Consider the following 24785-nt stretch of genomic DNA (forward strand, 5'->3'; position numbering starts at 1 on the left):
GCGCATGACCGAACGCATGACGACGTCCACGCATGCCGGCATGGCCGAGCCGTCGAAATGGGTGCGCCGCTGGGCGCACCTGATCGCGCCCGGCGGCACGGTGCTCGACGTCGCGTGCGGTTCGGGGCGCCACGCGCGCTGGCTGGCGGAGCGCGGGCATCCGGTGGCGGCGCTCGATCGCGACGTGGCCGCGCTGGCGAGCTTGCGCGAAGTGCCGAACATCGCGCCGCTCGAATGCGATCTGGAAGGCGCGCCCTGGCCGCTCGCCGCCGATGCGCGATTCGCGGCCGTCGTCGTCACGAATTATCTGCATCGGCCGCTCATGCCGCGCCTGATCGACGCGCTCGCGCCCGGCGGCGTGCTCATCTACGAAACCTTCGCGCAAGGCAACGAAAGCGTGGGCAAACCGTCGAATCCGGCGTTCTTGCTGGCGCCCGGCGAATTGCTGGCGGTCTGTACGCCCGCGCTGCGCGTGATTGCCTATCAGGACGGATTTCTCCCGCAACCGCGTGAGGCGTATATTCAGCGCATCTGCGCGGTCCGGGAAAAATTGACCGAAGGCGGCGGCGAAAGAGCCGGTAACGTAACGGGTACTCAGGTCCTACCCCTGGCGCGTTACGATCTGACCGGCTAATCCGCTACAATCGCGGTTTAACCGACTCATTTTCTGGCGTTTCATGGCTAACGGCACTCAGGACGGCATCACGCTGCGCGGCAGTATTCCCGCGATCGTCACCCCCATGCACGAAGACGGCAGTCTCGATCTGCCGGCATTTCGCAAACTGATCGACTGGCACGTCGCGGAAGGGACGGATGCGATCGTCGTGGTCGGCACGAGCGGCGAGTCCGCCACGCTCGACGTCGAAGAACACATCCTGATGGTGAAGACCGCGGTGGAGCAGGCCGCGGGCCGTTTGCCGATCATCGCCGGTGCGGGCGGCAATTCCACGGCGGAAGCCATCGAACTCACGAAGCACGCGAAGAGCGTGGGCGCGCAGGCGTCCCTGCAGGTCGTGCCCTATTACAACAAGCCGACCCAGGAAGGCATGTACCGTCATTTCGCGAAAATCGCGGAAGACGTGGACCTGCCCGTGATTCTGTACAACGTGCCGGGCCGCACAGTCGCCGATATGACCAACGAGACCATCCTGCGTCTCGCGGGCGTGCCGGGCATCGTGGGCGTGAAGGAAGCCACGGGCAACATCGACCGCGCCGCGCACCTCATCAAGCACGCGCCGGAAGGCTTCAAGATCTTCAGCGGCGACGATCCCACCGCGATCGCGCTCATGCTGCTCGGCGGCCACGGCAATATTTCGGTGACCGCGAACGTCGCGCCGCGCCAGATGAGCGACCTCTGCAAGGCGGCGCTCGCAGGCGACGCGAAAACGGCGCGCGAGATCCATCTCAAGCTGCTCGCGCTCCACAAGAACCTGTTCATCGAATCGAACCCGATTCCGGTGAAGTGGGCGCTGCAGGAACTCGGCCGCATCGAGGGTGGCATTCGTTTGCCGCTGACGCCGCTCGACGCGCGCTATCACGACGTGGTGCGCGCCGCGCTGCGCGAAGCCGGTTTGGCGGGCTGATCCTTCAGCCGCCGTCCGTTTTTTTAACCGCTGCCGCCATCGCCCAACCGCTGACAGACCACCGACAGACTTCTGGCAGATCTAGGCTTAGCGTTCCCGTATCACGAAGGTCCACATGAAACGTTCCGCTCTTTCCCTCCACGCAACCCGCATGGCGGTGCTGGCGCTCGCACTTGGCTCGCTCGCAGGCTGCGAGTCGCTGAACGACATGTTCGCGTCGGATCGCGTCAACTACAAGGACACGCCGAGCGCGCCGCCGCTCGCGGTGCCGCAGGATCTGTCGTCGGCGCCCGGCGACCAGAAGTATGTCGCGCCGCCGCCCACGGCCACGCTCGGCGGCGCCACGCAGCGCACCGTCACGGCCGCCGGCAACGCCACGCTGGGCGTGCCGAACACGCAAGATCCGCTCGGTATGCACGTCGAGCGTGACGGCGACCGCCGCTGGCTCGTGATCGACGGCCGCGTGCCCGCCGACGTCTGGCCGCAACTCCAGGAATTCTGGACGAGCAACGGCTTCACGCTCGCGACCGACTCGCCGGAAACCGGCATCATGACGACGAACTGGGCCGAAAACCGCGCCAACATTCCGGACGACTGGTTCCGCCGCACGATTGGCCGCGTGATCGACTTCGCGTACTCGTCGGGTACGCGCGACCGCTTCCGCACGCTGGTTTCGCGCGGCCCGGACGGCCAGACCGACATCTCCGTCACGCATAGCGCGATGGAAGAAGTGCTCACGGGCCAGGACAAGACCGGTTCGAAGTGGGTCGAGCGTCCGCGCGACCCGGCGCTCGAAGCCGCGTTCCTCTCGAAGATCATGCAGAAGTTCGGCCTGACCGACGCGCAGTCGAAGCAACTGCTGACGGACGCCCGTCCGTCGTCGTCGGCCGCCAAGGTCGCCGCGGGTCCGGACGGCACGACGCTCGATCTGCCGGAAGCGTTCGATACCGCCTGGCTGCGTGTCGGTCTCGCGCTCGATCGCACCAACTTCACGGTCGACAACCGCGATCGCCAGAAGGGCATCTACTACGTGCGTTACGCCGACTCGATGAAGGAACTGAAGGGCGACGGCCTGCTCGGCAAGCTCTTCTACAACCCGAAGAAGGCGACCAACGAGCAGGGCCCGGAATTCCTCGTCGCGGTGCGTTCGACGAGCAATGCGCAGACGCAGGTGGCGGTGGTCAACCAGAACGGTCAGATCGACACGTCGTCGGACGCGCAGCGTATCGTTTCGGCGCTCCACGCGCAGTTGAACTAACGCCGTGCGATTCGCGAGCCTCGGCAGCGGCAGCGAAGGCAACGCACTGGTCGTAGAAGCAGACGGCGGCGCGACGCTCACGCGCGTGCTGCTCGACTGCGGTTTCTCAGCGAAGGAAGTCGAGCGGCGCCTCGCGCGCGCGGGTCTCGCCGCCGACTCCCTCAGCGCGATTCTCATCACCCACGAACATAGCGACCACATCGGCAGCGCGCTCACGCTGGCGCGCCGCTGGTCCATTCCGCTCTATATGAGCTGGGGCACGGCGCAAGCCGTGGGCGCCGACGACGCCGGCGTCGATCTCCACGTGCTGTGGGGCGACGAAACGGTGGAAATCGGTGCGTTGGGCGTGCTGCCGTACACCGTGCCGCACGACGCCCGCGAGCCCTTGCAGTACGTGTTCAGCGACGGCGCGAGCCGGCTGGGCGTGCTGACCGACGTCGGCGAATCCACGCCCCACATCGGCACCGTGCTGGGCGGCTGCGACGCGCTCGTGCTCGAATGCAATCACGATCTGGCGATGCTGGCGGCGAGCCGCTATCCGCCGTCGCTCAAGGCGCGTATCGGCGGTTCGCACGGGCATCTGAACAACGGCGCGGCGGCGGACATTCTCGAAGGGCTCGATCGTACGAAGCTGCGGCATCTGGTGGCTGCGCATCTGAGCCAGCAGAACAACACGCCCGAACTCGCGCGCGAGGCGATGGCCGGCGTGCTCGGCAATGCGATCACGGAAATCGCGGTGGCGACGCAGGAAGACGGTTTCGACTGGATCCTGCTCTGAGCGCCACGCGCACCGCGTGCCCGATCGGCGGACGAAAAAAAACCCATGACGCAGGTCATGGGCTTTTTGCTTTGGGGCGTGCGCTGAACGCCGGGTTGGCGTTCGGCGCCCGGCGCAAGCTTTAGTTACGATTGCCGCCGAAGATGCCGAGGATCGCCAGCAGGTTCGTGAACACGTTGTAGAGGTCCAGATAAATGGCGAGCGTGGCCGAGATGTAGTTCGTCTCGCCGCCGTTCACGACGCGCTGGACGTCGAACAGCATGTAAGCCGAGAAGATCACGATGGCGAGCACGGACACCGTGAGCATCAGCGCGGGCAGATGCAGGAAAATGTTCGCGACGCTGGCGAGCAGCAGCACGACCACGCCCATGAACAGCCACTTGCCGAGGCCGGAGAAGTCACGTTTGCTGACCGTGGCGATCGTGGCCATGGCGGCGAAAATCACGCCGGTGCCGCCGAAAGCGAGCATGATGAGCGACGGGCCGTTCGAGAAGCCGAGGATGAACGACAGCAGACGCGACAGCATCAGGCCCATGAAGAACGTGAAGCCGAGCAGGACGAACACGCCGGCCGAACTGTTCTTGGTGCGCTCGATGGCGAACATGAAGCCGAAAGCGATGGCGAAGAACGCCAGCAGGCTCATGGCCGGGCTGGTGGCCGCGAAGAGCGAGAAGCCCGTTGCGACGCCCACCCACGCGCCGAGCACCGTCGGCACCATCGAAAGCGCGAGCAGCCAGTAGGTGTTGCGCAGTACGCGGTTGCGGGTCTCGACCGAGGTGACGGTGCCGCCGCGGCCGAAGTTGTAGGGATACTCGTTCATGCTTTCTCCTTGCGTGAGACGCGTGGTTGGCGGCGCGCGCAAGATACGCGGGCCGCTTACTCGTAAGATACGTGCGGCGACCGGGAGTTTCAACGGGTTGCCACACGGTTTGCGTTATGTTCTGGCAGCGTATTCCGCCATTCTTAAGCCTGGCTGAAAGGTGCGGCCGGCGAACCGCGGCCGGCAAGGCGCGGCTGCGGGCGCCACCAGCCTGGCTTTTGCGCCCCGGCTTTTGCGCCCCGGCTTTTGCGCCCCGCAAGGCAGGCGCGGAGAAGGCGAAATGACGCGATGCGACTCCCCGGATCTGATCCGCCAATCTGCTTTGCAGACCAAAGAGGGTTCAATCGCAATCATACATGGGAACATGCTACAATAGCGGATTCATTTGAATCTGTAACCTCTTAATTTCTTGGAGTTTTTATGGCGATCGAACGCACCCTGTCGATTATCAAGCCGGACGCAGTGGCAAAGAACGTGATCGGTCAGATCTACAGCCGCTTCGAAAACGCTGGCCTGAAGATCGTGGCTTCGCGCATGGTCCAACTCTCGCGCGCCGACGCAGAGAAGTTCTATGCTGTTCACGCTGAGCGTCCGTTCTTCAAGGACCTCGTCGACTTCATGATCTCGGGTCCGGTCGTGATCCAGGCGCTGGAAGGCGAAAACGCCATCCTGAAGCACCGCGACCTGATGGGCGCAACGGATCCGAAGAAGGCGGAAAAGGGCACGATCCGCGCTGACTTCGCCGACAGCATCGACGCGAACGCCGTTCACGGTTCGGATGCAGCGGAAACGGCACGCGTTGAAATCGCGTTCTTCTTCCCGGAAGTCAACGTTTACTCGCGTTAATTCAACGCGCGTATTCGGCAGGTCAAAGTAGCATAGGGTCGCGAACGGCGACGACGTCCACTGTCCGGTACCAGGTTTTGCGGAATCGGGTGGTGGACGCGCTCTCGCACTGAAATGGCAGGATTCGACATGACGAGCAGTTCCACCGTCAACCTTCTCGATCTCGACGCCCAAGGGCTCGTCGCTTATTGCGAAAGCCTGGGCGAGAAGCCGTTTCGCGCCAAACAGCTTCAGCGCTGGATCCATCAATACAATGCCGCCGACTTCGACGGCATGACGGATCTGGCCAAATCGCTGCGCGAAAAGCTCAAAGGGCGCGCCGTCATCGGCATGCCGGGCATCGTCAGCGACAACGTCTCGTCCGACGGCACACGCAAGTGGCTCGTCGACATGGGCAACGGCAATGCCGTCGAAACCGTGTTCATCCCCGAAGAAACGCGCGGCACGCTGTGTGTGTCGTCGCAGGCGGGATGTGCGGTCAACTGCCGGTTTTGTTCGACCGGCAAGCAAGGTTTCTCACGCAATCTCACCACCGCTGAAATCATCGGTCAGCTGCGCATGGCGGAATTCGCCTTGCGCGCGTCGTTGCGCGGCGAGGAAGGCGGTCGCGCCAATGGCGGCGACGGCAAGGGCGAGCGCGTCATCACGAACGTCGTGATGATGGGCATGGGCGAGCCGCTGCTGAATTACGACGCGGTCGTGCCGGCCATGCGCCTGATGCTCGACGACAACGCGTACGGCCTGTCGCGCCGGCGCGTGACGCTGTCCACCTCGGGCGTCGTGCCCATGATGGACCGTCTCGGCGCGGAATTGCCGGTGGCGCTCGCGGTCTCGCTGCACGCGCCGAACGACGCGCTGCGCGACGAACTCGTGCCGCTCAACCGCAAATATCCGCTGCGCGAACTGATGGCGGCGTGCCAGCGTTATCTGGAAGTCGCGCCGCGCGATTTCATCACATTCGAGTACTGCATGCTCGACGGCGTCAACGACACGGAGAAGCATGCGCGCGAGTTGCTCGCGGTCACGCGCGACGTGCCGTGCAAGTTCAATCTGATCCCGTTCAATCCGTTCCCCGAGTCGGGCCTGCTGCGCTCGAAATCGGACCAGATCAAGCGGTTCGCGCAGATCCTGATGGATGCGGGCGTCGTCACGACGGTGCGCAAGACGCGCGGCGACGACATCGACGCCGCTTGCGGTCAGCTCGCCGGCGAAGTGAAAGACCGCACGCGGCTCGCCGAGCGCATGGGCCGCGCGGCAGGCAAGATCATCGAAGTTCGGCCGGTTTGACGCGGCCGTGGACAGCCGGCGCGCACGGGGCGGGCGCGCTGCAACTCGCGCGTCTCGCAGCGAGGTTTCGTATCAAGGCGCAGTATTGAAGCGTAACGTTGCAGAAGCGATCGGAAGCGGCAGACAGGCCGCGCATTTGTTATAAACGGTCTGCGAACCGGGGCGAACAGGGGTTGGCGCGCGCATGACGCCGCGACCCGCCGGTTCCAGGATGGAAAAGAATCGACGCAAGGACTTTGGGATGAGCGAGCCGCAGCACCCTTTCGGGACAGACGGAACTGACAGCAACGCAGGACGTGCGGCGCAGGGCGCGACGCCGTCGCCGGTGCAGGCCGTGCCCGACACGCTGGCCGCGGCCGGCGCGCGTCTCGCGCAGTTGCGCCAGGCCAAGGGCTGGGCGGTCGAGGACGTATCGGCGCGGCTCAAGGTCTCGGTGGCCAAGCTGCGCGAGCTGGAGGCCGGCGACATTAGCCATCTGCCCGACGCGACGTTCGCGGCCGGCGTGGTGCGCGCTTACGCCAAGCTGCTCGGCGCCGACCCCGCGCCGTTCGCGCAGGCGCTGCGTCGCGAAACCGGCGTGGCGCAACCCGATTTGTCGATGCCGGCCTCGTCGGGGTCGGATCTGCCGCGCGGGCGCGTGTCGCTCTCGCTGGGCGGCGGTGGCGCGCGTGCGCCGCGCCGTCGTGCTTCGTGGCTGTGGGGGATCGGCATCGTCGTGATCGCCGTTATCGTCATTTCGATGTGGCATACGAACAGCGGCGAGTCGTCGGCGTGGTTCTCGCGGCTGAAGGCGATGGCCAACGGCGCGAGCACGCAGTCGGGCACGCCGTCCAACGTCACGCAGGGCGAAGCCACCGGCTCGGATGGCGCCTCGGCCGCGCCGGGCACGGAGCCGGCGAATAGCGGCGCGGGCAACGGCGCTAACGCCACGGTGGATCAGTCGGTGGCGCAGCAACTCGCCGCGCCGCAGCCCGCGAGCGCGGCACCGGTTGCGGCTGTCGCGGCAGCGAAGCCTGCCAGCGCAACGGTGGCAACGCCTGCGAGCGCGACGGCAGCGGCGCAGGCTGCCTCGGCGGCGAGCGCGGTGGCGGCGCCGGGTGCTTCGACCTTCGCGATCCACGCGACGCAGGATACGTGGGTGAGCGTGCGCCAGAAGGACGGCAAGGAAGTGTTCTCCGGTCTCGTCCATGGTAACGACGCGCGCGAAATCAGCGGTGTCGAGCCGCTGAAGGTCACGGTGGGCAACAAGGCCGGTATCGAGTCGATGACGATCAACGGCCAGCCGGTCGATCCGTCGAAGTACGCTTCGGCGCGCGGTAACGTCGCGCGCTTCGTGCTGCCTTGATGACGGCGTTGATAACGGCGGCAAGGCCGTTCGCGTCCGGCGCGGTGCCGGGCAGCGGGTACTGAACAACGATATGGCACGCGTCGCGGCTGGCGAATCCGGCCGCGACGCTTTTTCAATTCATGCCGCGTCCCGCGGGTTCATCGAGATCGGTGAGCCGCGCGGCGCGCGTGAGGCGTAAATGGGTTTTTCGATGCAAAGCGAAACGCAATCCCCGTCCAGCAACAGTCAGATTGTCTCGAACGAGCCGATCCTCGGCGGCCATGCGCCGCGCCGCAAGTCGCACGGCGTGCACGTGCGCTGGGGCGGCCAGCTGGTGACGATCGGTGGCGACGCGCCGGTGCGCGTGCAGTCGATGACCAACACCGACACGGCTGACGCCATCGGCACGGCCATCCAGATCAAGGAACTCGCGCAGGCCGGTTCGGAGCTGGTGCGTATCACGGTCAACACGCCGGAAGCGGCCGCCGCCGTACCGCATATCCGCGAGCAACTCGACCGTATGGGCGTGATGGTGCCGCTCGTCGGCGACTTCCATTACAACGGTCACTTGCTGCTGCGCGATCATCCCGCCTGCGCCGAGTCGCTCTCGAAGTACCGGATCAATCCGGGCAACGTGGGTCAGGGCGCGAAGCGCGACACGCAGTACGCGCAGATGATCGAAGCCGCGATCAAGTACGACAAGCCGGTGCGTATCGGCGTGAACTGGGGCAGTCTCGACCAGGACCTGCTCGCGCGCATGATGGACGAGAACGCCTCGCGCGCGGTGCCGTGGGAAGCGCAAAGCGTCATGTACGAAGCGCTGATCCAGTCGGCGATCGGCTCGGCGGAACGCGCGGTCGAACTCGGCCTCGGCCGCGACAAGATCATCCTGTCGTGCAAGGTGAGCGGCGTGCAGGATCTGATCGCCGTGTACCAGCAGCTCGCGAAGCGTTGCGATTTCGCGTTGCACCTGGGCCTCACCGAAGCGGGCATGGGTTCGAAGGGCATCGTCGCTTCGACGGCGGCGCTTTCGGTGCTGCTGCAACAGGGTATCGGCGACACCATCCGCATTTCGCTCACGCCGGAACCGGGCGCGCCGCGCACGGGCGAAGTCGTCGTCGGCCAGGAAATCCTGCAGACGATGGGCCTGCGTTCGTTCACGCCCATGGTGATCGCGTGCCCCGGCTGCGGCCGCACGACCAGCACGCTGTTCCAGGAACTCGCTTCGCAGATCCAGAACTACCTGCGCGCGCAAATGCCGCTGTGGCGCGACGACTATCCGGGCGTGGAAACGATGAACGTCGCCGTGATGGGCTGCATCGTGAACGGTCCCGGCGAGTCGAAGCACGCGAACATCGGCATCAGCTTGCCGGGCTCGGGCGAGAACCCGGCGGCGCCGGTGTTCATCGACGGCGAAAAGGTGAAGACGCTGCGCGGCGAGCGCATCGCCGAAGAGTTCCAGCAGATCGTGAGCGACTACGTCGCGCGCAAGTACGGCAAGGCCGAAGTCGTCAACTGAGCCACGACCCGAGCCGCGCGCCGTTCGCGGCCGCCGTGCTGACCATTCTCGAAATTTCGCGCAAACTCGCAACGCAATGACTGAACAGAAAAGAAAGCCCGAAAAACTCACGGGCGTGAAGGGCATGAACGACATCCTGCCGCAGGAGGCGGGACTGTGGGAATTCTTCGAAACCACGGTGAAGTCGATGCTGCGTTCGTACGGATACCAGAACATCCGCACGCCGATCGTCGAGCACACGCAGTTGTTCACGCGCGGCATCGGCGAGGTGACCGACATCGTCGAGAAGGAGATGTACAGCTTCACCGACGCGCTCAACGGCGAGCATCTCACGCTGCGCCCGGAAAATACGGCGGCGGTGGTGCGCGCCTCGATCGAGCACAACATGCTGTACGACGGCCCGAAGCGCCTGTGGTACGTGGGCCCGATGTTCCGCCACGAGCGTCCGCAGCGCGGCCGTTATCGCCAGTTCCACCAGGTTGGCGTGGAAGCGCTCGGCTTCGCGGGCCCGGATGCCGACGCCGAAATCATTCTGATGTGCCAGCGTCTCTGGGACGATCTCGGTTTGACCGGTATCAAGCTCGAGATCAATTCGCTGGGTCTGGCCGAAGAGCGCGCGGCGCATCGCGTCGAGCTCATCAAGTACCTCGAGCAGCACGTGGACAAGCTCGATGAAGACGGCAAGCGCCGCCTTTACACGAATCCGCTGCGCGTGCTCGACACGAAGAACCCCGCGCTGCAGGAAATCGCCGAGCAGGCGCCGAAGCTGATCGACTTCCTCGGCGAGGAATCGAAGGCGCACTTCGAAGGGCTGCAGCGCATCCTGAAGGCGAACAACATTCCCTTCAAGATCAATCCGCGTCTGGTGCGCGGTCTCGATTACTACAATCTGACCGTGTTCGAATGGATCACGGACAAGCTCGGCGCGCAGGGCACCGTCGCGGCCGGCGGCCGTTACGATCCGCTCATCGAGCAACTGGGCGGCAAGCCCACGGCCGCGTGCGGCTGGGCGATGGGCGTCGAGCGCATTCTCGAACTGCTCAAGGAAGAAGACCTCGTGCCGGAAGACGACGGCTGCGACGTGTACGTGGTCCATCAGGGCGAAACGGCGCGCGAGCAGGCGTTCATCGTGGCCGAGCGCCTGCGCGACACGGGTCTCGACGTGATCCTGCATTGCAGCGCCGACGGTCAAACGGCCAGCTTCAAGTCGCAGATGAAGCGTGCGGATGCGAGCGGCGCAGCCTTCGCCGTGGTGCTCGGCGAAGACGAAATCGCCAACGGCACGGTGGGCATAAAGGCGTTGCGCGGCTCGGCCGCCGAGGCCCGCAGCGAACAGCAAACGGTCGCGTTCGAGGACTTGACCGAATATCTGATCAATGCGATGGTTGCATCCGCCGAAGACGGCGACGACTGATCGGGCCAGACCGCAACCCCGAAACGGCGCGCCCGAGGCAACGGATTTGGCACTCGCGGCGCGTCCGACGACAGGCTTCAGAATAAACAAGGAATCGCTACGCGATGAGTTATCACGACGAACAGGAATCGATCGAGAGCGTCAAGGCATGGTGGGCACAGTGGGGTAACGCCACCACGTGGCTCGTGCTGATCGTTCTGGTCGCGCTCGCCGCGTGGAACGGCTGGAACTTCTGGCAGCGCCGTCAGGCCGCCGAGGCCGCTGTGCTCTACGATCAGGTGCAGCAGGCCGTCAACGGCAGCGACAAGGCGATGCTCACGCGCGTCGCGACCGACATGGAAGACCGTTTCGGCGGCACGGCCTACGCGCAGATGACCGCGCTTTCGGTCGCCAAGGCGCTCTATATGGCGGGCGATGGCGCTAGCGCGAAGGCGCAGTTGCAATGGGCCGCCGACCACGCCAAGGACGACGAATTCCGCCAGGTCGCGAAGCTGCGTCTCGCTTCGCTGCTGCTCGACGAAAAGGCTTACGACCAGGGCCTCGCGCTGATTCCGCAGCCGGACTCCGGTCCGTTCAAGGGCGTCGTGGCCGACGGCCGCGGCGATCTGCTCGCGGCTGCCGGCAAGCGCGACGACGCGCGTGCGGCGTACAAGCTCGCGCTCGACAGCCTGCCGAAAAGCGACGCTTCCCAGCGCCAGCTCGTTCAGTTCAAGCTGGACGCGCTGGGCGGCTGACCGGCATCGTGGCGGGGCGGCGCTGCGCCGGCCCGCGTCGTACCCGGTCTGACCGCCGTCGACCGCGCTTCACCGGCATGATCCTGCCCGAGGCGCGCGACGCTGCGAACCCAATTCAATCACTTTCAATCTTGCTTCGTTCTCCGATGAATCTGCTGAAACGAACCGTTGTGCCCGTCGCTTGCGCGATGACCGTCCTGGCTCTCGCAGCCTGCTCATCGACGAAAGACGAGCGCCGCGTGCCGGTGCCGCTGACCGAATTCAAGCCGGCGCTGGACGTCCAGCAGGTCTGGAAGGCGAGCGTCGGCAAGGCCGGCCGCTACCTGTTCTCGCCGGTCGCCGTGGGCGACGCCGTCTACGCCGCGGGCGCGAACGGCTCGGTCGCGAAGATCGACGCAGCCTCGGGCAAGGAAGTCTGGAGCGTCAAGCTCAAGGACGACCTCTCGGCGGGTGTGGGCAGCGACGGCAATCTCACGGCCGTGGGCGGCCTGAAGGGCGACGTCTACGTGCTCGACGCGAACGGCAAGCTCTCGTGGCAAGCCAAGGCGCCCGGCGAAATCATCTCGCCGCCGCTGGTCGGCAACGGCCTCGTGATCGTGCGCACCATCGACGGTCAGATCGTCGCGTTCAACGGGCAGACCGGCGAGCAGAAGTGGACCTACCGCAATCGTGCGGTGCCGCTGAACCTGCGCGTGTCGGCCGGCATGACCTTCGCGGGCGATCAGGCGGTGCTCGCGGGCTTCCCCGGCGGCACGTTCGTGGCGATCAACCTGCAAAGCGGCGACGCCTTCTGGGAAACGCCGGTGTCGTATCCGAAGGGCGTAACGGAAGTCGAGCGCATCAACGACGTGAGCGGTCCGCCCACGCTCGTCGGCGCGACCACTTGCGCGGTGACGTTCCAGGGCCAGCTTGGCTGCTTCGACGCGAATTCGGGCCGCGCGATGTGGGAAAAGCCGTTCTCGAGCACGAGCGGCGTCGCGCAGGACGAAACCACGGTGGTGGGCGGCGACGACTGGTCGGTGGTGAAGGCCTACAACGTCTCGACCGGCCAACCGGCCTGGACGAACGACAAGCTCAAGAGCCGCGACGTCAGCGTGCCGGCCGTGCTCGGCCACGCCGTGGTGATGGGTGACTATCAAGGCTACGTGCATTTCCTTTCGCTCGACGACGGCAGCTTCGTCTCGCGCGTGAAGACCGACGGCAGCCCGATCACGGCGGCGCCGGTGCTCGCGGGCAATACGCTCGTCGTGCAGACGAAGGACGGCGACCTGTACGGTCTGCGTCCGCGCTAAGTTTCAAAACGCGGTTTCACACCCTTGCCGCAGGGCGCTCGAAGCGCCCCGGCGTAACAAGGATACGACCCGCGACTGCTTGAAGCGGGTGGCGGAGCCAGACGGTTCCGCCGCCCGATCCGAAGGCCGGCTCCAGCCGGCCGCGCGCATTTTGGGATGCCACGATGCGCGACCCACCCGGGTCCGCGAGGTCGGTCTGCCATGTCTGCTTCGCAATGCGTCGGTATCGGCATGGATCCGGGCACGCCAGCGCGCGAGAGGCGCGAAGCGCCGGTTCCGGCCGCCGCCGTCGCGGCTCGGGCCCACGGCCCGGTTTTGACGACCGAATCGTGATAATTTGCAACTCATGCAGCCCTGCACGCGCGGGGCGTGCCGCGCAGCGCGCCGGACCTCCCGGCGCCGCGCCTTAACGTAGAAAAAATCAGATGAAACCCGTAATCGCCCTCGTCGGGCGCCCCAATGTGGGGAAATCCACGCTGTTCAACCGGCTCACGCGTTCGCGCGATGCGCTGGTGGCCGACCTGCCTGGCCTCACGCGCGACCGTCACTACGGCGAAGGGCGCACGGGCGACCGCGCGTATCTCGTGGTCGACACCGGCGGCTTCGAGCCGGTCGCGAAAGACGGCATCCTGCACGAAATGGCGCGGCAGACGCGCCAGGCCGTGGAAGAATCCGACATCGTCGTATTCATTTGCGACGGCCGCAACGGGCTCGCGCCGCAGGACAAGCACATTGCCGATTACCTGCGCAAAACCGGCCGGCCGATCTTCCTCGTCGTCAACAAGGCCGAAGGCATGAAGTACAGCGCCGTGGCCGCCGACTTCTACGAACTGGGCCTCGGCGACCCGCGCGCGATTTCCGCCGCGCACGGCGACGGCGTGACGGAAATGATCAACGAGGCGCTCGAACAGGCCTACGCCGATCGTCCGGAAGAATCCGAAGACGACGCCAAGAAGCACGGCATCAAGATCGCCATCGTCGGCCGTCCGAACGTGGGCAAGTCCACGCTCGTCAATACGCTGATCGGCGAAGACCGCGTGATCGCGTTCGACATGCCGGGCACGACGCGCGACTCGATCTACGTCGATTTCGAGCGCAACGGCAAGAAGTACACGCTCATCGACACGGCCGGGCTGCGCCGCCGCGGCAAGGTGTTCGAGGCAATCGAGAAGTTCTCGGTGGTCAAAACGCTGCAGTCGATCGCCGACGCCAATGTCGTGATCCTGCTGCTCGACGCGCGCCAGGAAGTGTCCGATCAGGACGCGCACATCGCGGGCTTCGTGGTGGAGCAGGGCCGCGCGCTGGTGGTGGGCGTGAACAAATGGGACGGCCTCGACGAGCACGCGCGCGACCAGATCAAGCATCACCTCGCGCGCAAGCTCAAGTTCCTCGATTTCGCGAAGTTCCACTTCATTTCGGCAACGGAAAAGTTCGGCATTCCCACGCTGATGCGCTCGGTCGACGATGCCTACGCCGCCGCCATGGCGAAGCTGCCGACGCCCAAGCTCACGCGCGCGCTGATCGAAGCCGTGGAATTCCAGCAGCCGCGCCGCCGCGGACCGGTGCGCCCGAAGCTGCGCTACGCGCACCAGGGGGGGCAGAACCCGCCGATCATCGTGATTCACGGCAATGCGCTCGACGCCGTGACCGAGACTTACAAGCGTTATCTGGAGAATCGTTTCCGGGAAACTTTCTCGCTGACGGGCACTCCATTGCGCATAGAGTTTCGTTCTTCGACGAATCCCTATAGCGACAAGGATAAAAACTAGACTGTGCCGATTAACGTTCGCTAGCGCGCAGAGGCCTCCTGGCCGGACAGCCAGGATCCGCGCCGGGGAACGAGAATCAGCTATAGTGTAGCGATTGGGGTGGATTTCTTTTTCTTCACCCCGATATAAGTTAAACCTGCAAAAAAATACGGAGTTTGCTATGAGCAACAAAGGGCAATTGTTACAAGACCCGTTTCTGAACGCGCTGCGCAAGGAGCACGTGCCTGTTTCGATCTATCTGGTCAACGGCATCAAGCTTCAAGGGAACATTGAATCGTTCGACCAGTACGTCGTGTTGCTCCGTAATACGGTTACGCAAATGGTTTACAAGCACGCCATTTCCACGGTGGTCCCGGCCCGTCCGGTGAACTTCCACCCGGACTCGGAAGCGTCCTGACCCATGATGCGGCCGGGCCGGGGCGCCTCGCAGGCGACTTCGGTCCGGCCGTTTCCATTTTGAATTCCGCTAATTTGATCAACGCCGCACTTGTCGGCATCGACTTCGGCAAGACCGACTTCGAAGCCAGCCTCGAAGAACTCAGCCTGCTCGCCAAAAGCGCGGGCGCCTCTCCCGTCGTCACGCTCACCGGGCGCCGTTCCAGCCCCGACGCCGCCATGTTCATCGGCAGCGGCAAGGCCGAGGAACTCCGTCTCGCCTGCGAAGCGAACGACATCGAAATCGTCATCTTCAATCACGCGCTCTCGCCGGCCCAGCAACGTAATCTGGAACGTGCGCTAAATCGTCGCGTGGTGGATCGCACGAGCCTCATTCTCGACATCTTCGCGCAGCGCGCCCGCAGCCACGAAGGCAAGCTGCAGGTCGAACTCGCGCAGTTGCAATATCTCGCCACGCGCCTCGTGCGCGCGTGGACTCACCTGGAGCGGCAGAAGGGCGGTATCGGTCTGCGCGGCCCGGGTGAAACCCAGCTCGAAACCGACCGCCGCCTGATTGGCGAGCGCATCAAGATGCTGCAGGGCAAGCTCGCGAAACTGCGTCGCCAGCACGGCACGCAGCGGCGTCAGCGCGAACGCACGCGCACGATGTCGGTGTCGCTCGTGGGCTATACGAACGCGGGCAAATCCACGCTGTTCAACGCGCTCACCAAGGCGCAGGCCTACGCGGCCGACCAGTTGTTCGCAACGCTCGACACCACCTCGCGGCGCGTCTGGCTCGGCGACCAGGTGGGCCAGATCGTGCTGTCCGATACCGTCGGGTTCATCCGCGAATTGCCTCACCAACTGGTGGCCGCATTCCGCGCAACCTTGCAGGAAACCGTGCAGGCCGACTTGCTGCTGCACGTGGTGGATGCATCGAGCGCCGTGCGGCTCGATCAGATCGATCAGGTCAACGGTGTGCTGCACGACATCGGCGCGGATACGATCCGCCAGGTGCTCGTCTTCAACAAAATCGACGCCGTGCCCGAACTGGCGGCCCGAGGCGGGACGGTCGAGCGTGATGAATATGGTAATATTTCGCGCGTCTTTTTGAGCGCGCGCACGGGCGTCGGACTGGATGCGCTGCGCGCCGCCATCGCCGAAATCGCGTCTGCCGAGCCGCTCGCCGATGCGTCGCAGCCTCTGGCCGCCGACTGGAACGCGGCACTGCAAGAACCCCGCCGGGAACACGAGCACGAACGCTAGCGCGCGCTTCGCGCGTCCTGCATGCGCCTTGCGGTTTCGCTGCGGTTTTGCCGCGCCGAGCCGATCGGGCCGGCCCGGCGGATCGACGGATTCCGCACGCAATTGACCCGCTGTCTACTCTGGTGAACGAACACAGGTGAACGATTACAACAAGCGGACTGGCTGGCAGCGCGCGCGCGCCATTTTCTCGCTGAACGACCCGCGTTGGGGACGAGGCGAGGGCAATGGCCAGCGCCCGGAAGACGCGCGCCGCCCGTCGGGCAATAACGGCAACAAGGGCGGCAACAATGGCAACGACGGTGACGGACCGCCCGATCTCGACGAGATGTGGCGCGAGTTCAACCGTCGCGTTTCCGCTTTCTTCGGACGCCGTAACAAAGGCCCGGGCGGTTTCGGCCCGCGTCCCGACAACGGGCACGGCGCACGCATTGGCGTGGGCATCGTGCTCGGCGTGCTCATCGCCATCTACATCGGCAGTGGCGTGTTCGTCGTGCAGGAAGGCCAGGCCGGCGTCGTGCTCCAGTTCGGCCAGTATCGTCATACCGTCGGCCAGGGCGTGCATTGGCGCATGCCGTACCCGTTCCAGACCCACGAGATCGTCAACGTCGGCCAGATCCGCACGGTCGAGATCGGCCGCAACAATCTCGTGCGGCCCGCGAACGTGAAGGACGCGGCCGTGCTCACGCACGACGGCGACATTCTCGACGTGCGCTTCTCCGTGCAGTACCAGGTGAAGCAGCCCACCGACTACCTGTTCCGCAGCGTCGATCCCGACCTCACCGTGAGCCAGGCCGCGCAGGCGGCGGTGCGCACGGTAGTGGGCGCGCGCAGCACGAGCGACATGCTTTATGCCGATCGCGAACCGATCCGCGCGCAACTCGCCGACACGATCCAGCACGCGCTCGACCAGTACAAGACGGGCCTCGGCGTGACGGGCGTGACGATCCAGAGCATTGCCGCACCCGACCGCGTGCAGGCCGCCTTCGACGACGAAGCGAAGGCGCATCAGGACCGCGAGCGTGCGAAGCGCGACGCGCAGGCCTATGCCGACCAGCTTCTGCCGCGCGCGCAGGCCGACGCCACGCGCCTCGTCGACGACGCCAAGGCCTACAGCGACCGCGTGGTCGCGCAGGCGCAGGGCGACGCGCAACGCTTCACGCAGGTCTACGAGCAGTACGCGAGAGCGCCGGCCGTGATCCGCGAGCGCATGTATCTGGACACCATGCAGCACATCTACTCGAATACGACGAAGGTGTTCGTCGACAGCAAGTCGGGCAACAACGTGATCTATCTGCCGCTCGACAAGCTCGTCGATGCGACGCGTCAGCGCGCCGCCACGGCCGCGGCGGCTGTAGCCTCCTCGGGCGCCGCCACTGCGCCGGCCGCCGCAAACGCGGCTTCGGACGCCAATGCGGCGCCCGCGCCCGCGATCAGCGGCGATGCGCAGCAACAAGGCGCGCAGCCGGCCACGCCGCCGGCCGCGCAGTCCGCCGCGCCGCAGCAGAACGCCGCCCCGGCCTCGGCCAGCGACGCGGCCGCCGCCGCGAGCGACGCCTTCCGTTCGCGCGACGCGTTCCGCTCGCGCGGCCGCGAAGACGACACGCAATAACGGAGCGCCGACATGAACAAGATCATTGCGCTCGTCGTCGCCGTCGTGGTTCTCGTGCTGGTCGCCTCGTCGGCCGTCTTCATGGTCGATCCGCGCCACGTGGCCATCCTGTCGTCCTCGGGCGGCAGCACGGCCACGCTCGCCGGCCCCGGCCTGCACGTCAAGCTGCCGCCGCCGTTCCAGACCGCCACGCTCATCGACACCCGCATTCAGGCGTTCGACGCGCCCGATGCCGACCGCTACACGACGTCGGACAAAACCGAGTTGCTCGTGAATCCGGTCGTGCGCTATCGCATCGGCGAGCCGCTCAAGCTGTTCGCCGCGACCAAGGGCGACGCGCAAACGCTCTCCGACCGGCTCGCCGCGCTCACGCGCGACGCGCTCGGCGACGCGTTCTCGAAGGTCACGCTGCCCGAGGCGCTGGGCCAGCAGGAGGCCATCGCCAACAGCGCGCGCGACGCGCTGCGCCAGGCGGCGGCTGCGCTCGGCATCGACGTGATCGACATCGAACTCACGCGCCTCGACTATCCGCCCGAACTCGCGGACACCGTCTACAAGCGCATGAGCGCCGTGCGCGAGCAGGGCGCCGCCGAGGAACGCGCGAAGGGCGCGGCCGAGGCGCAGCAGATCAAGGACGACGCGGAACGCAAGCAGCAGGGCATCGTCGCCGACGCGTACGGTCAGGCGCAGGCCATCAAGGGCGAAGGCGACGGCAAGGCCGCCGCGATCGCCGCGCAGGCATTCGGGCGCGATCCGGACTTCTACCGGTTCTACCAGAGCATGCAGGCGTACCGCGACAGCTTCAAACCCGGCGATGTCGTCGTCGTCGATTCGTCGAGCGACTTCTTCCGCTTCATGCGCAGCCCGAACGGCGATGCTTCGCCCGCGCCGGCCGCGCCACGCAAACACTAGACAACAAGAGACAATGGCGCCGTGCCCCAAGCGCGGCGCTTCTTTCGCATGGACATAGCCGGCTCCCTGTTGCTCGCGATCGCGTTGATGCTGATTATCGAGGGCATGTTCCCGTTCGTCTTTCCGACGGCGTGGCGCGACACATTCCGTAAAATCGCGGAACGGCCGCCGCATCACATCCGGATCGGCGGGCTCATCGTGATGGGGCTCGGCCTCGTGCTCCTGATGCTGGCGACCTGAGCGCAGGAATCCGCCGCCGGTTCGACCGGTCTGCCGGATTCGCCCGATGATCGCCCGATTGCCGGTACGCCGGCCGCCGGATTTCCGTTTTTCGGCCCGCGCAGCGTTGCGCCGCGCGCGGCCTTCATCGTCGTAGGACTCAACCGATGTCGACCTGGTTACTTCCCGAGAACATTGCGGACGTGTTGCCGTCCGAGGCGCGCAAGATCGAAGAGCTGCGCCGCCGGCTGCTGGACCGCTTTCGCGCGTATGGCTACGAGCTGGTCATGCCGCCGCTGCTCGAGTATCTCGAGTCGCTGCTCGTGGGCAGCGGCCACGATCTGAATCTGCGCACCTTCAAGCTCGTCGATCAGCTGTCGGGCCGCACGCTCGGCCTGCGCGCCGACATGACGCCGCAGGTCGCGCGCATCGACGCGCATCTGCTGAACCGGCAAGGCGTGACGCGCCTGTGCTACGCGGGCAACGTGCTGCATACGCGTCCGCGCGGTCTGCACGCCACGCGCGAGCAGATCCAGATCGGCGCCGAAATTTACGGCCACGCAGGGCTCGAAGCGGACCTCGAAATCCAGCAATTGATGCTCGACGCGCTGCGTCTCGCGGGCCTCGCGAAGGTGCGTCTGGACCTCTCGCACGCGGGCGTGCTCGCGGCGCTGCTCGAAGCCGATCCGGCCGCGGCCGCGCTCGGCGACGCGTTGTATGAAGCGCTCGCCAGCAAGGACGTGCCGCGTGTCGCGGAGCTCACGCAGAACCTCGCCGCGCCGTCGCGCGATGCGCTGCGCGCGCTGCCCGCGCTGTACGGCGACGCGAGCGTGCTCGACGAGGCGCGTGCGCGTCTGCCCGCGCTGCCCGGCATCGCCCGTGCGCTCGACGACCTCGCGTTCCTCGTGCGCGAAGTCGGCGGCGCGGAGCTGATGATCGACCTCGCCGAACTCGGCGGCTACGCGTATCACAGCGGCGTGATGTTCGCGGCCTATGTGGACGGCGTGCCGAACGCGGTCGCGCGCGGCGGCCGTTACGACAAGGTGGGCGAGGCCTACGGCCGCGCGCGTGCCGCCACCGGTTTTTCGCTCGATCTGCGCGAAGTCGCGCGCATCTCGCCGGTGGAAGCGCGCAGCAGCGCGATTCTCGCCCCGTGGCGCCACGACGACACCCTGCGCACCGCGGTTGCCGCGCTGCGCGACGCGGGCGAGGTCGTGATCCAGGCGCTGCCGGGTCATGAGCACGACGTCGACGAATTCGCCTTCGACCGCGTACTGGTCGAGCGCGACGGCGCATGGGTCGTCGAGACGCGCGGCTAACGCGTTTCTCACGCTCGCTGCGCTTTTGGGCGGGCGTTTTATCGGCCGATTGTCGCTTCCGCGCACCTCGCCTTCGATCGCGGCGAGGGCGCCCGCGCAGGCGCTCCACGGCACGCATGCCGTTGAGTCCAAAAGGAAATTCCGCGAATTCCGGGAAAAAAAGGCGGTCTTGTCGCGGAACCCAGGTAAAATACGTTTTTAACCAGCTAACGAAACACCATGTCTGCCAGCGCAGTGAATGTAACCCCGGGGCGTAACGTCGTCGTCGTGGGCACCCAATGGGGCGATGAAGGCAAGGGCAAGATCGTCGACTGGCTGACGGATCACGCGCAAGGCGTGGTGCGTTTCCAGGGCGGTCACAATGCCGGCCATACGCTCATCATCGGCGGCAAGAAGACCATTCTCCGCCTCATTCCCTCGGGCATCATGCGTGCCGGCGTCGCCTGCTACATCGGCAACGGCGTGGTGCTTTCGCCTGAAGCGCTCTTCAAGGAAATCGGCGAGCTGGAAGCCGCGGGCATCGACGTCCAGAAGCGACTGTTCATCTCCGAAGCCACCACGCTGATCCTCCCGTATCACATCGCCATCGACCAGGCGCGCGAAGCCAAGCGCGGCGCCGCGAAGATCGGCACGACGGGGCGCGGGATCGGCCCGGCTTACGAAGACAAGGTGGCACGCCGCGGCCTGCGCGTGCAGGACCTGTTCGAGCCGGAGAATTTCGCCGCGCGTCTGCGTGAAAACCTCGACTATCACAACTTCGTGCTCACGCAGTATCTGGGCGCGCCGGCGGTCGACTATCAGGAAACGCTCGACACGATGCTGTCGTACGCCGAACGCCTGAAGCCGATGGTCACGGACGTTTCGCGTCGTCTGTACGACGTGAATCACGAAGGCGGCAATCTGTTGTTCGAAGGCGCGCAAGGCACGCTGCTCGACATCGACCACGGCACCTATCCGTTCGTCACGTCGAGCAACTGCGTCGCGGGTGCGGCGTCGGCGGGCGCGGGCGTCGGTCCGCAAAAGCTCAACTACGTGCTGGGCATCACGAAGGCGTACTGTACGCGCGTGGGTTCGGGTCCGTTCCCGAGCGAGCTGTACGACGCCGACAACGCCGACCGTCAGGAAGAAGTGGGCCTCACGCTCGCGAAGGTCGGCAAGGAATTCGGTTCGGTCACGGGCCGTCCGCGCCGCACCGGCTGGCTCGACGCCGCCGCGCTGCGCCGCTCGATCCAGATCAACGGCGTGACGGGCCTGTGCATCACCAAGCTCGACGTGCTCGACGGCCTCGAAGAAGTGAAGCTGTGCGTTGGCTACAAGGTGGCGGGCCAGGACGTGGACATTCTCCCGCGCGGCGCCTCGCAGGTCGCGGCATGCGAGCCCGTGTACGAGACGTTCGCCGGCTGGAGCGAAAGCACCATCGGCATCACGCAGTGGGACGCGCTGCCGAAGAGCGCGCAGGCTTACCTCGCACGCGTGCAGGAAGTCGCGGGCGTGCCGATCGACATGGTCTCGACCGGCCCGGATCGCGACGAAACGATCCTGCTGCGTCACCCGTTCAAGGTCTGAGTCGCAACCCGTCGCAAGAAGGTAGAAGCAAAGATGATTCAAATGATGGACCCGCGCAACGACGAGAAGAACCTGTGGGTCGGCTGGGATGAATATCACCGGCTGATCGAACTGCTCGCGCTCAAGGTGCACGAATCGCGCTGGAAATTCGACCAGATTCTGTGCCTCGCGCGCGGCGGTTTGCGCGTGGGCGACCAGCTTTCGCGCATTTACGATCTGCCGCTCGCGATTCTCGCGACCAGCTCGTACCGCGAAGCGGCAGGCACCGAGCAGGGCGAACTGGACATCGCGCAGTACATCACCATGACGCGCGGTCATCTCGAAGGCAACGTGCTGCTCGTCGACGATCTGGTCGATTCGGGCGTCACGCTCGCGCGCGTGCAGGAGCATCTCAAGGAGCGTTATCCGGCGGTGACCGGCGTGCGCTCGGCGGTGCTCTGGTACAAGGGCTGCTCGAAGGTGACGCCGGACTATTTCGTCCAGCATCTGCCGACCAATCCGTGGATCCACCAGCCGTTCGAGGAGTGGGACACGGTGCGCCCGCACAACCTCGGCGCGTGGATCAAGCGCGGCTTGGCGCAGGCGCAGGAAGGGCAAAAGTAATTGCGGTAATGCGTGCCGCCGGTCTTCGGGTTCGGCGGTGGCATCGGGAAAACGGAGTCCTCGCGGCTCCGTTTTTTTTCGTCTGAGCGGCGGCGGCCGCACGCGGGAACGACGGTTGCAAAGCGCCAAAGTCCCGCCGGTTCGGGCCTGCGCGCCGGGCGGTCGCGAATCGGGACGCAGACGGGCAGACGCCTTTTGGGGCCGGTGCTAAACTGCGCGGGGACAACTTATGTCGCAGTGCGGTGGCGACGACTCGGAATCCTGCGCCGCCCGGTTTAGAATAGCGCTCGTTTTTTCCGCCTCAAACGGATCACTGCGTATATGACAACTAGCACACACGAGGCCAAACAGCCGCTTCCGTCTCTTGCAGTCGCGGCCATCGGCGTGGTGTTCGGCGACATCGGCACGAGTCCGCTGTATTCGCTCAAAGAGGCGTTCAGCCCCTCCCACGGCATTCCGCTCAACGAAACCTCCATCCTCGGCGTGATTTCGCTGCTGTTCTGGGCGATCGTGATCGTGGTGAGCGTGAAGTACGTGCTCTTCGTGATGCGCGCCGACAACAACGGCGAAGGCGGCGTGCTGGCGCTCATGGCGCTCGCGATGCGCTCGTTCAACCGCAAGAGCAAGACGGCCGTGGTGCTCACGGCGCTCGGCATTTTCGGCGCGTGCATGTTCTACGGCGACGCGGTGATCACGCCGGCCATCTCGGTCATGTCGGCGGTCGAAGGTCTCGAGATCGCCGCGCCCAAGCTCACGCACCTCGTGCTGCCGCTCACCATGGTGATCCTGATCCTGCTGTTCTGGATCCAGCGTCACGGCACGGCGCTCGTGGGCCGCCTGTTCGGGCCGATCATGGTGCTGTGGTTCATCACCATTGCCGTGCTGGGCATCTCGCACATCGTGCAGTCGCCGGCCATCATCAAGGCGATCAACCCGTACTACGCGGTCAGCTTCATGGGCGCGCACCTGCTGCAAGCCTACGTTGTGCTCGGCTCCGTGGTCCTGGTGCTCACCGGCGCGGAAGCGCTCTACGCCGACATGGGCCACTTCGGCGCAAAGCCGATCCGCTGCGCCTGGTACACGCTCGTCATGCCCTCGCTCGTGCTGAACTACTTCGGCCAGGGCGCGCTGCTGATGCAGAACCATCGCGCGATCGAAAACCCGTTCTTCCTGCTGGCACCCGACTGGGCGCTGCTGCCGCTCGTCGTGCTTTCGACGGTCGCCACGGTGATCGCCTCGCAAGCCGTGATTTCGGGCGCGTATTCGCTCACGAGTCAGGCCATTCTGCTCGGTTATGTGCCGCGCATGAAAGTGCTGCACACGTCCGATCTCGCCATCGGCCAGATCTACGTGCCGGTCGTGAACTGGATGCTGCTGTTCATCATTCTGTGCATCGTGGTGGCGTTCAAGAGTTCCGACAACCTCGCGGCCGCCTACGGGATCGCCGTGACCGCCACCATGGTGATCACCACGGTGCTGGTGGGCGTGGTGATGGTCAACATCTGGAAGTGGAACCGGGCGCTCGTGGCGTGCATCATCGCCGTGCTGCTGGCTGTCGATCTGGGCTTTTTCGGCGCGAATCTGCTCAAGGTCGAAGAGGGCGGCTGGCTGCCGCTGGGTATCGGCGCGCTGCTGTTCTTCCTGCTGATGACGTGGTTCAAGGGCCGCATGATCGTGAAGGACCGCACGGCCGCCGACGGCATTCCGCTGATGCCCTTCCTGCAAGGCTTGCTCGCGCATCCGCCGCACCGCGTCTCGGGCACGGCGATCTATCTCACGGGCAGCGAAACGCTCGTGCCGGTGAGCTTGCTGCACAATCTCAAGCACAACAAGGTGCTGCACGAGCGCACGATTTTCCTCACGTTCGTGATTCGCGATATCCCGTACGTGTCGAACGCGGAGCGCGTGACGGTGAAGGATATCGGCGGCGGCCTGCTCCTCGCGAAGGCCGCTTACGGCTTCAACGAAACGCCCGACGTGCAGGCCGTGCTGGAAGAAGTCGGACGTCAGCACAACATGACGTTCGAGATGATGGACACGTCGTTCTTCCTCGCGCGCGAAACCGTGGTGCCGACGCAGTTGCCGGGCATGTCGATCTTCCGCGAGCGGATCTTCGCGTGGATGCATCAGAACGCCGCGAAGCCCACGGACTTCTTCAGCATTCCTGCCAATCGCGTGGTCGAGCTGGGCACGAAGATCGAGATCTGAGCGAGGTAGCGGGACGAAGTTGCGGGATTCTCGCAGACGACAAAAAAGGCGCCTCGGCGCCTTTTTTGTTGGTCGTTGAGC

At 65.4% G+C, this 24785-nt stretch carries 22 protein-coding genes; 21 read left to right on the forward strand and 1 reads right to left on the reverse strand.

Annotation, left to right across the window (positions count from 1 at the left end; translation table 11 throughout):
- Positions 1 to 4: 4 nt before the first annotated feature.
- From FAZ98_RS05690 to FAZ98_RS05705, 4 genes are all read left to right on the forward strand, one after another.
- Complete coding sequence (locus FAZ98_RS05690) at positions 5 to 634, forward strand: class I SAM-dependent methyltransferase (protein WP_158949577.1); 630 nt, start codon at positions 5 to 7, stop codon at positions 632 to 634.
- Between the two features lie 43 nt (positions 635 to 677).
- Positions 678 to 1583: a 4-hydroxy-tetrahydrodipicolinate synthase gene (dapA, locus tag FAZ98_RS05695; RefSeq protein WP_158949579.1), complete on the forward strand. Its 906-nt coding sequence runs from the start codon at positions 678 to 680 to the stop codon at positions 1581 to 1583.
- A gap of 115 nt (positions 1584 to 1698) precedes the next feature.
- Positions 1699 to 2841, forward strand: coding sequence for an outer membrane protein assembly factor BamC (gene bamC / locus FAZ98_RS05700; RefSeq protein WP_158949581.1), 1143 nt, complete (start codon positions 1699 to 1701; stop codon positions 2839 to 2841).
- Between the two features lie 4 nt (positions 2842 to 2845).
- Positions 2846 to 3619 (forward strand): MBL fold metallo-hydrolase, encoded by a 774-nt coding sequence (locus FAZ98_RS05705; RefSeq protein ID WP_158949583.1) that lies wholly within the window; start codon positions 2846 to 2848, stop codon positions 3617 to 3619.
- Positions 3620 to 3740: 121 nt separating this feature from the next.
- Here FAZ98_RS05705 and FAZ98_RS05710 read toward each other — a convergent pair whose 3' ends face one another.
- On the reverse strand, positions 3741 to 4439 hold the full coding sequence (locus FAZ98_RS05710; RefSeq protein ID WP_158949585.1) for a Bax inhibitor-1/YccA family protein: 699 nt from the start codon (positions 4437 to 4439) through the stop codon (positions 3741 to 3743).
- 420 nt (positions 4440 to 4859) lie between these two features.
- On the opposite strand from FAZ98_RS05710, the gene ndk reads away from it, so the two are divergent.
- The 17 genes from ndk to FAZ98_RS05795 all read left to right on the forward strand — a co-directional run bounded on the left by ndk (position 4860) and on the right by FAZ98_RS05795 (position 24704).
- The gene (ndk, locus tag FAZ98_RS05715; RefSeq protein ID WP_158949587.1) at positions 4860 to 5285 is read left to right on the forward strand and encodes a nucleoside-diphosphate kinase; all 426 of its coding nucleotides are present in this window, start codon (positions 4860 to 4862) and stop codon (positions 5283 to 5285) included.
- 129 nt (positions 5286 to 5414) lie between these two features.
- Positions 5415 to 6572 (forward strand): 23S rRNA (adenine(2503)-C(2))-methyltransferase RlmN, encoded by a 1158-nt coding sequence (gene rlmN / locus FAZ98_RS05720; RefSeq protein WP_158949589.1) that lies wholly within the window; start codon positions 5415 to 5417, stop codon positions 6570 to 6572.
- 241 nt (positions 6573 to 6813) lie between these two features.
- A complete protein-coding gene (locus tag FAZ98_RS05725) occupies positions 6814 to 7917 on the forward strand; it encodes a helix-turn-helix domain-containing protein (RefSeq protein ID WP_158949591.1) in 1104 nt (367 codons plus the stop codon).
- 181 nt (positions 7918 to 8098) lie between these two features.
- Positions 8099 to 9418 (forward strand): flavodoxin-dependent (E)-4-hydroxy-3-methylbut-2-enyl-diphosphate synthase, encoded by a 1320-nt coding sequence (ispG, locus tag FAZ98_RS05730; protein WP_158949593.1) that lies wholly within the window; start codon positions 8099 to 8101, stop codon positions 9416 to 9418.
- Between the two features lie 76 nt (positions 9419 to 9494).
- A complete protein-coding gene (gene hisS, locus FAZ98_RS05735; RefSeq protein ID WP_158949595.1) occupies positions 9495 to 10832 on the forward strand; it encodes a histidine--tRNA ligase in 1338 nt (445 codons plus the stop codon).
- Between the two features lie 104 nt (positions 10833 to 10936).
- Positions 10937 to 11566: a tetratricopeptide repeat protein gene (locus FAZ98_RS05740; protein WP_158949597.1), complete on the forward strand. Its 630-nt coding sequence runs from the start codon at positions 10937 to 10939 to the stop codon at positions 11564 to 11566.
- Between the two features lie 146 nt (positions 11567 to 11712).
- Positions 11713 to 12858, forward strand: a complete 1146-nt coding sequence (bamB, locus tag FAZ98_RS05745; protein WP_158949599.1) for an outer membrane protein assembly factor BamB — start codon at positions 11713 to 11715, stop codon at positions 12856 to 12858.
- Between the two features lie 425 nt (positions 12859 to 13283).
- On the forward strand, positions 13284 to 14627 hold the full coding sequence (gene der / locus FAZ98_RS05750) for a ribosome biogenesis GTPase Der (RefSeq protein ID WP_158949601.1): 1344 nt from the start codon (positions 13284 to 13286) through the stop codon (positions 14625 to 14627).
- A gap of 160 nt (positions 14628 to 14787) precedes the next feature.
- The gene (hfq, locus tag FAZ98_RS05755; RefSeq protein ID WP_027814901.1) at positions 14788 to 15024 is read left to right on the forward strand and encodes an RNA chaperone Hfq; all 237 of its coding nucleotides are present in this window, start codon (positions 14788 to 14790) and stop codon (positions 15022 to 15024) included.
- A 74-nt stretch (positions 15025 to 15098) separates the two neighbouring features.
- Complete coding sequence (gene hflX, locus FAZ98_RS05760) at positions 15099 to 16268, forward strand: GTPase HflX (protein ID WP_199272301.1); 1170 nt, start codon at positions 15099 to 15101, stop codon at positions 16266 to 16268.
- A gap of 136 nt (positions 16269 to 16404) precedes the next feature.
- Complete coding sequence (gene hflK, locus FAZ98_RS05765) at positions 16405 to 17877, forward strand: FtsH protease activity modulator HflK (protein ID WP_158949605.1); 1473 nt, start codon at positions 16405 to 16407, stop codon at positions 17875 to 17877.
- A gap of 12 nt (positions 17878 to 17889) precedes the next feature.
- Complete coding sequence (gene hflC / locus FAZ98_RS05770) at positions 17890 to 18789, forward strand: protease modulator HflC (protein ID WP_158949607.1); 900 nt, start codon at positions 17890 to 17892, stop codon at positions 18787 to 18789.
- 48 nt (positions 18790 to 18837) lie between these two features.
- Positions 18838 to 19029: a DUF2065 domain-containing protein gene (locus tag FAZ98_RS05775; RefSeq protein ID WP_028210024.1), complete on the forward strand. Its 192-nt coding sequence runs from the start codon at positions 18838 to 18840 to the stop codon at positions 19027 to 19029.
- 146 nt (positions 19030 to 19175) lie between these two features.
- Positions 19176 to 20327 (forward strand): ATP phosphoribosyltransferase regulatory subunit, encoded by a 1152-nt coding sequence (locus FAZ98_RS05780; protein ID WP_158949609.1) that lies wholly within the window; start codon positions 19176 to 19178, stop codon positions 20325 to 20327.
- Between the two features lie 219 nt (positions 20328 to 20546).
- A complete protein-coding gene (locus FAZ98_RS05785) occupies positions 20547 to 21893 on the forward strand; it encodes an adenylosuccinate synthase (protein WP_158949611.1) in 1347 nt (448 codons plus the stop codon).
- 33 nt (positions 21894 to 21926) lie between these two features.
- On the forward strand, positions 21927 to 22496 hold the full coding sequence (locus FAZ98_RS05790; protein ID WP_158949613.1) for a phosphoribosyltransferase: 570 nt from the start codon (positions 21927 to 21929) through the stop codon (positions 22494 to 22496).
- A gap of 321 nt (positions 22497 to 22817) precedes the next feature.
- Positions 22818 to 24704 (forward strand): potassium transporter Kup, encoded by a 1887-nt coding sequence (locus tag FAZ98_RS05795; protein ID WP_158949615.1) that lies wholly within the window; start codon positions 22818 to 22820, stop codon positions 24702 to 24704.
- Positions 24705 to 24785: the final 81 nt, after the last annotated feature.

The organism is Paraburkholderia acidisoli (assembly GCF_009789675.1).
GTDB classification, from domain to species: domain Bacteria; phylum Pseudomonadota; class Gammaproteobacteria; order Burkholderiales; family Burkholderiaceae; genus Paraburkholderia; species Paraburkholderia acidisoli.

What these genes read in the sequence shown, in the direction of transcription:
- FAZ98_RS05710 (WP_158949585.1), bottom strand. Translation starts at nt 4,439, where the DNA reads ATGAACGAGTATCCCTACAACTTCGGCCGCGGCGGCACCGTCACCTCG.
- FAZ98_RS05780 (WP_158949609.1), top strand. Translation starts at nt 19,176, where the DNA reads ATGTCGACCTGGTTACTTCCCGAGAACATTGCGGACGTGTTGCCGTCC.
- dapA (WP_158949579.1), top strand. Translation starts at nt 678, where the DNA reads ATGGCTAACGGCACTCAGGACGGCATCACGCTGCGCGGCAGTATTCCC.
- rlmN (WP_158949589.1), top strand. Translation starts at nt 5,415, where the DNA reads ATGACGAGCAGTTCCACCGTCAACCTTCTCGATCTCGACGCCCAAGGG.
- FAZ98_RS05795 (WP_158949615.1), top strand. Translation starts at nt 22,818, where the DNA reads ATGACAACTAGCACACACGAGGCCAAACAGCCGCTTCCGTCTCTTGCA.
- bamB (WP_158949599.1), top strand. Translation starts at nt 11,713, where the DNA reads ATGAATCTGCTGAAACGAACCGTTGTGCCCGTCGCTTGCGCGATGACC.
- ndk (WP_158949587.1), top strand. Translation starts at nt 4,860, where the DNA reads ATGGCGATCGAACGCACCCTGTCGATTATCAAGCCGGACGCAGTGGCA.
- FAZ98_RS05690 (WP_158949577.1), top strand. Translation starts at nt 5, where the DNA reads ATGACCGAACGCATGACGACGTCCACGCATGCCGGCATGGCCGAGCCG.
- hflC (WP_158949607.1), top strand. Translation starts at nt 17,890, where the DNA reads ATGAACAAGATCATTGCGCTCGTCGTCGCCGTCGTGGTTCTCGTGCTG.
- ispG (WP_158949593.1), top strand. Translation starts at nt 8,099, where the DNA reads ATGGGTTTTTCGATGCAAAGCGAAACGCAATCCCCGTCCAGCAACAGT.
- der (WP_158949601.1), top strand. Translation starts at nt 13,284, where the DNA reads ATGAAACCCGTAATCGCCCTCGTCGGGCGCCCCAATGTGGGGAAATCC.
- FAZ98_RS05775 (WP_028210024.1), top strand. Translation starts at nt 18,838, where the DNA reads ATGGACATAGCCGGCTCCCTGTTGCTCGCGATCGCGTTGATGCTGATT.
- FAZ98_RS05740 (WP_158949597.1), top strand. Translation starts at nt 10,937, where the DNA reads ATGAGTTATCACGACGAACAGGAATCGATCGAGAGCGTCAAGGCATGG.
- FAZ98_RS05785 (WP_158949611.1), top strand. Translation starts at nt 20,547, where the DNA reads ATGTCTGCCAGCGCAGTGAATGTAACCCCGGGGCGTAACGTCGTCGTC.
- FAZ98_RS05790 (WP_158949613.1), top strand. Translation starts at nt 21,927, where the DNA reads ATGATTCAAATGATGGACCCGCGCAACGACGAGAAGAACCTGTGGGTC.
- hfq (WP_027814901.1), top strand. Translation starts at nt 14,788, where the DNA reads ATGAGCAACAAAGGGCAATTGTTACAAGACCCGTTTCTGAACGCGCTG.
- hisS (WP_158949595.1), top strand. Translation starts at nt 9,495, where the DNA reads ATGACTGAACAGAAAAGAAAGCCCGAAAAACTCACGGGCGTGAAGGGC.
- bamC (WP_158949581.1), top strand. Translation starts at nt 1,699, where the DNA reads ATGAAACGTTCCGCTCTTTCCCTCCACGCAACCCGCATGGCGGTGCTG.
- FAZ98_RS05725 (WP_158949591.1), top strand. Translation starts at nt 6,814, where the DNA reads ATGAGCGAGCCGCAGCACCCTTTCGGGACAGACGGAACTGACAGCAAC.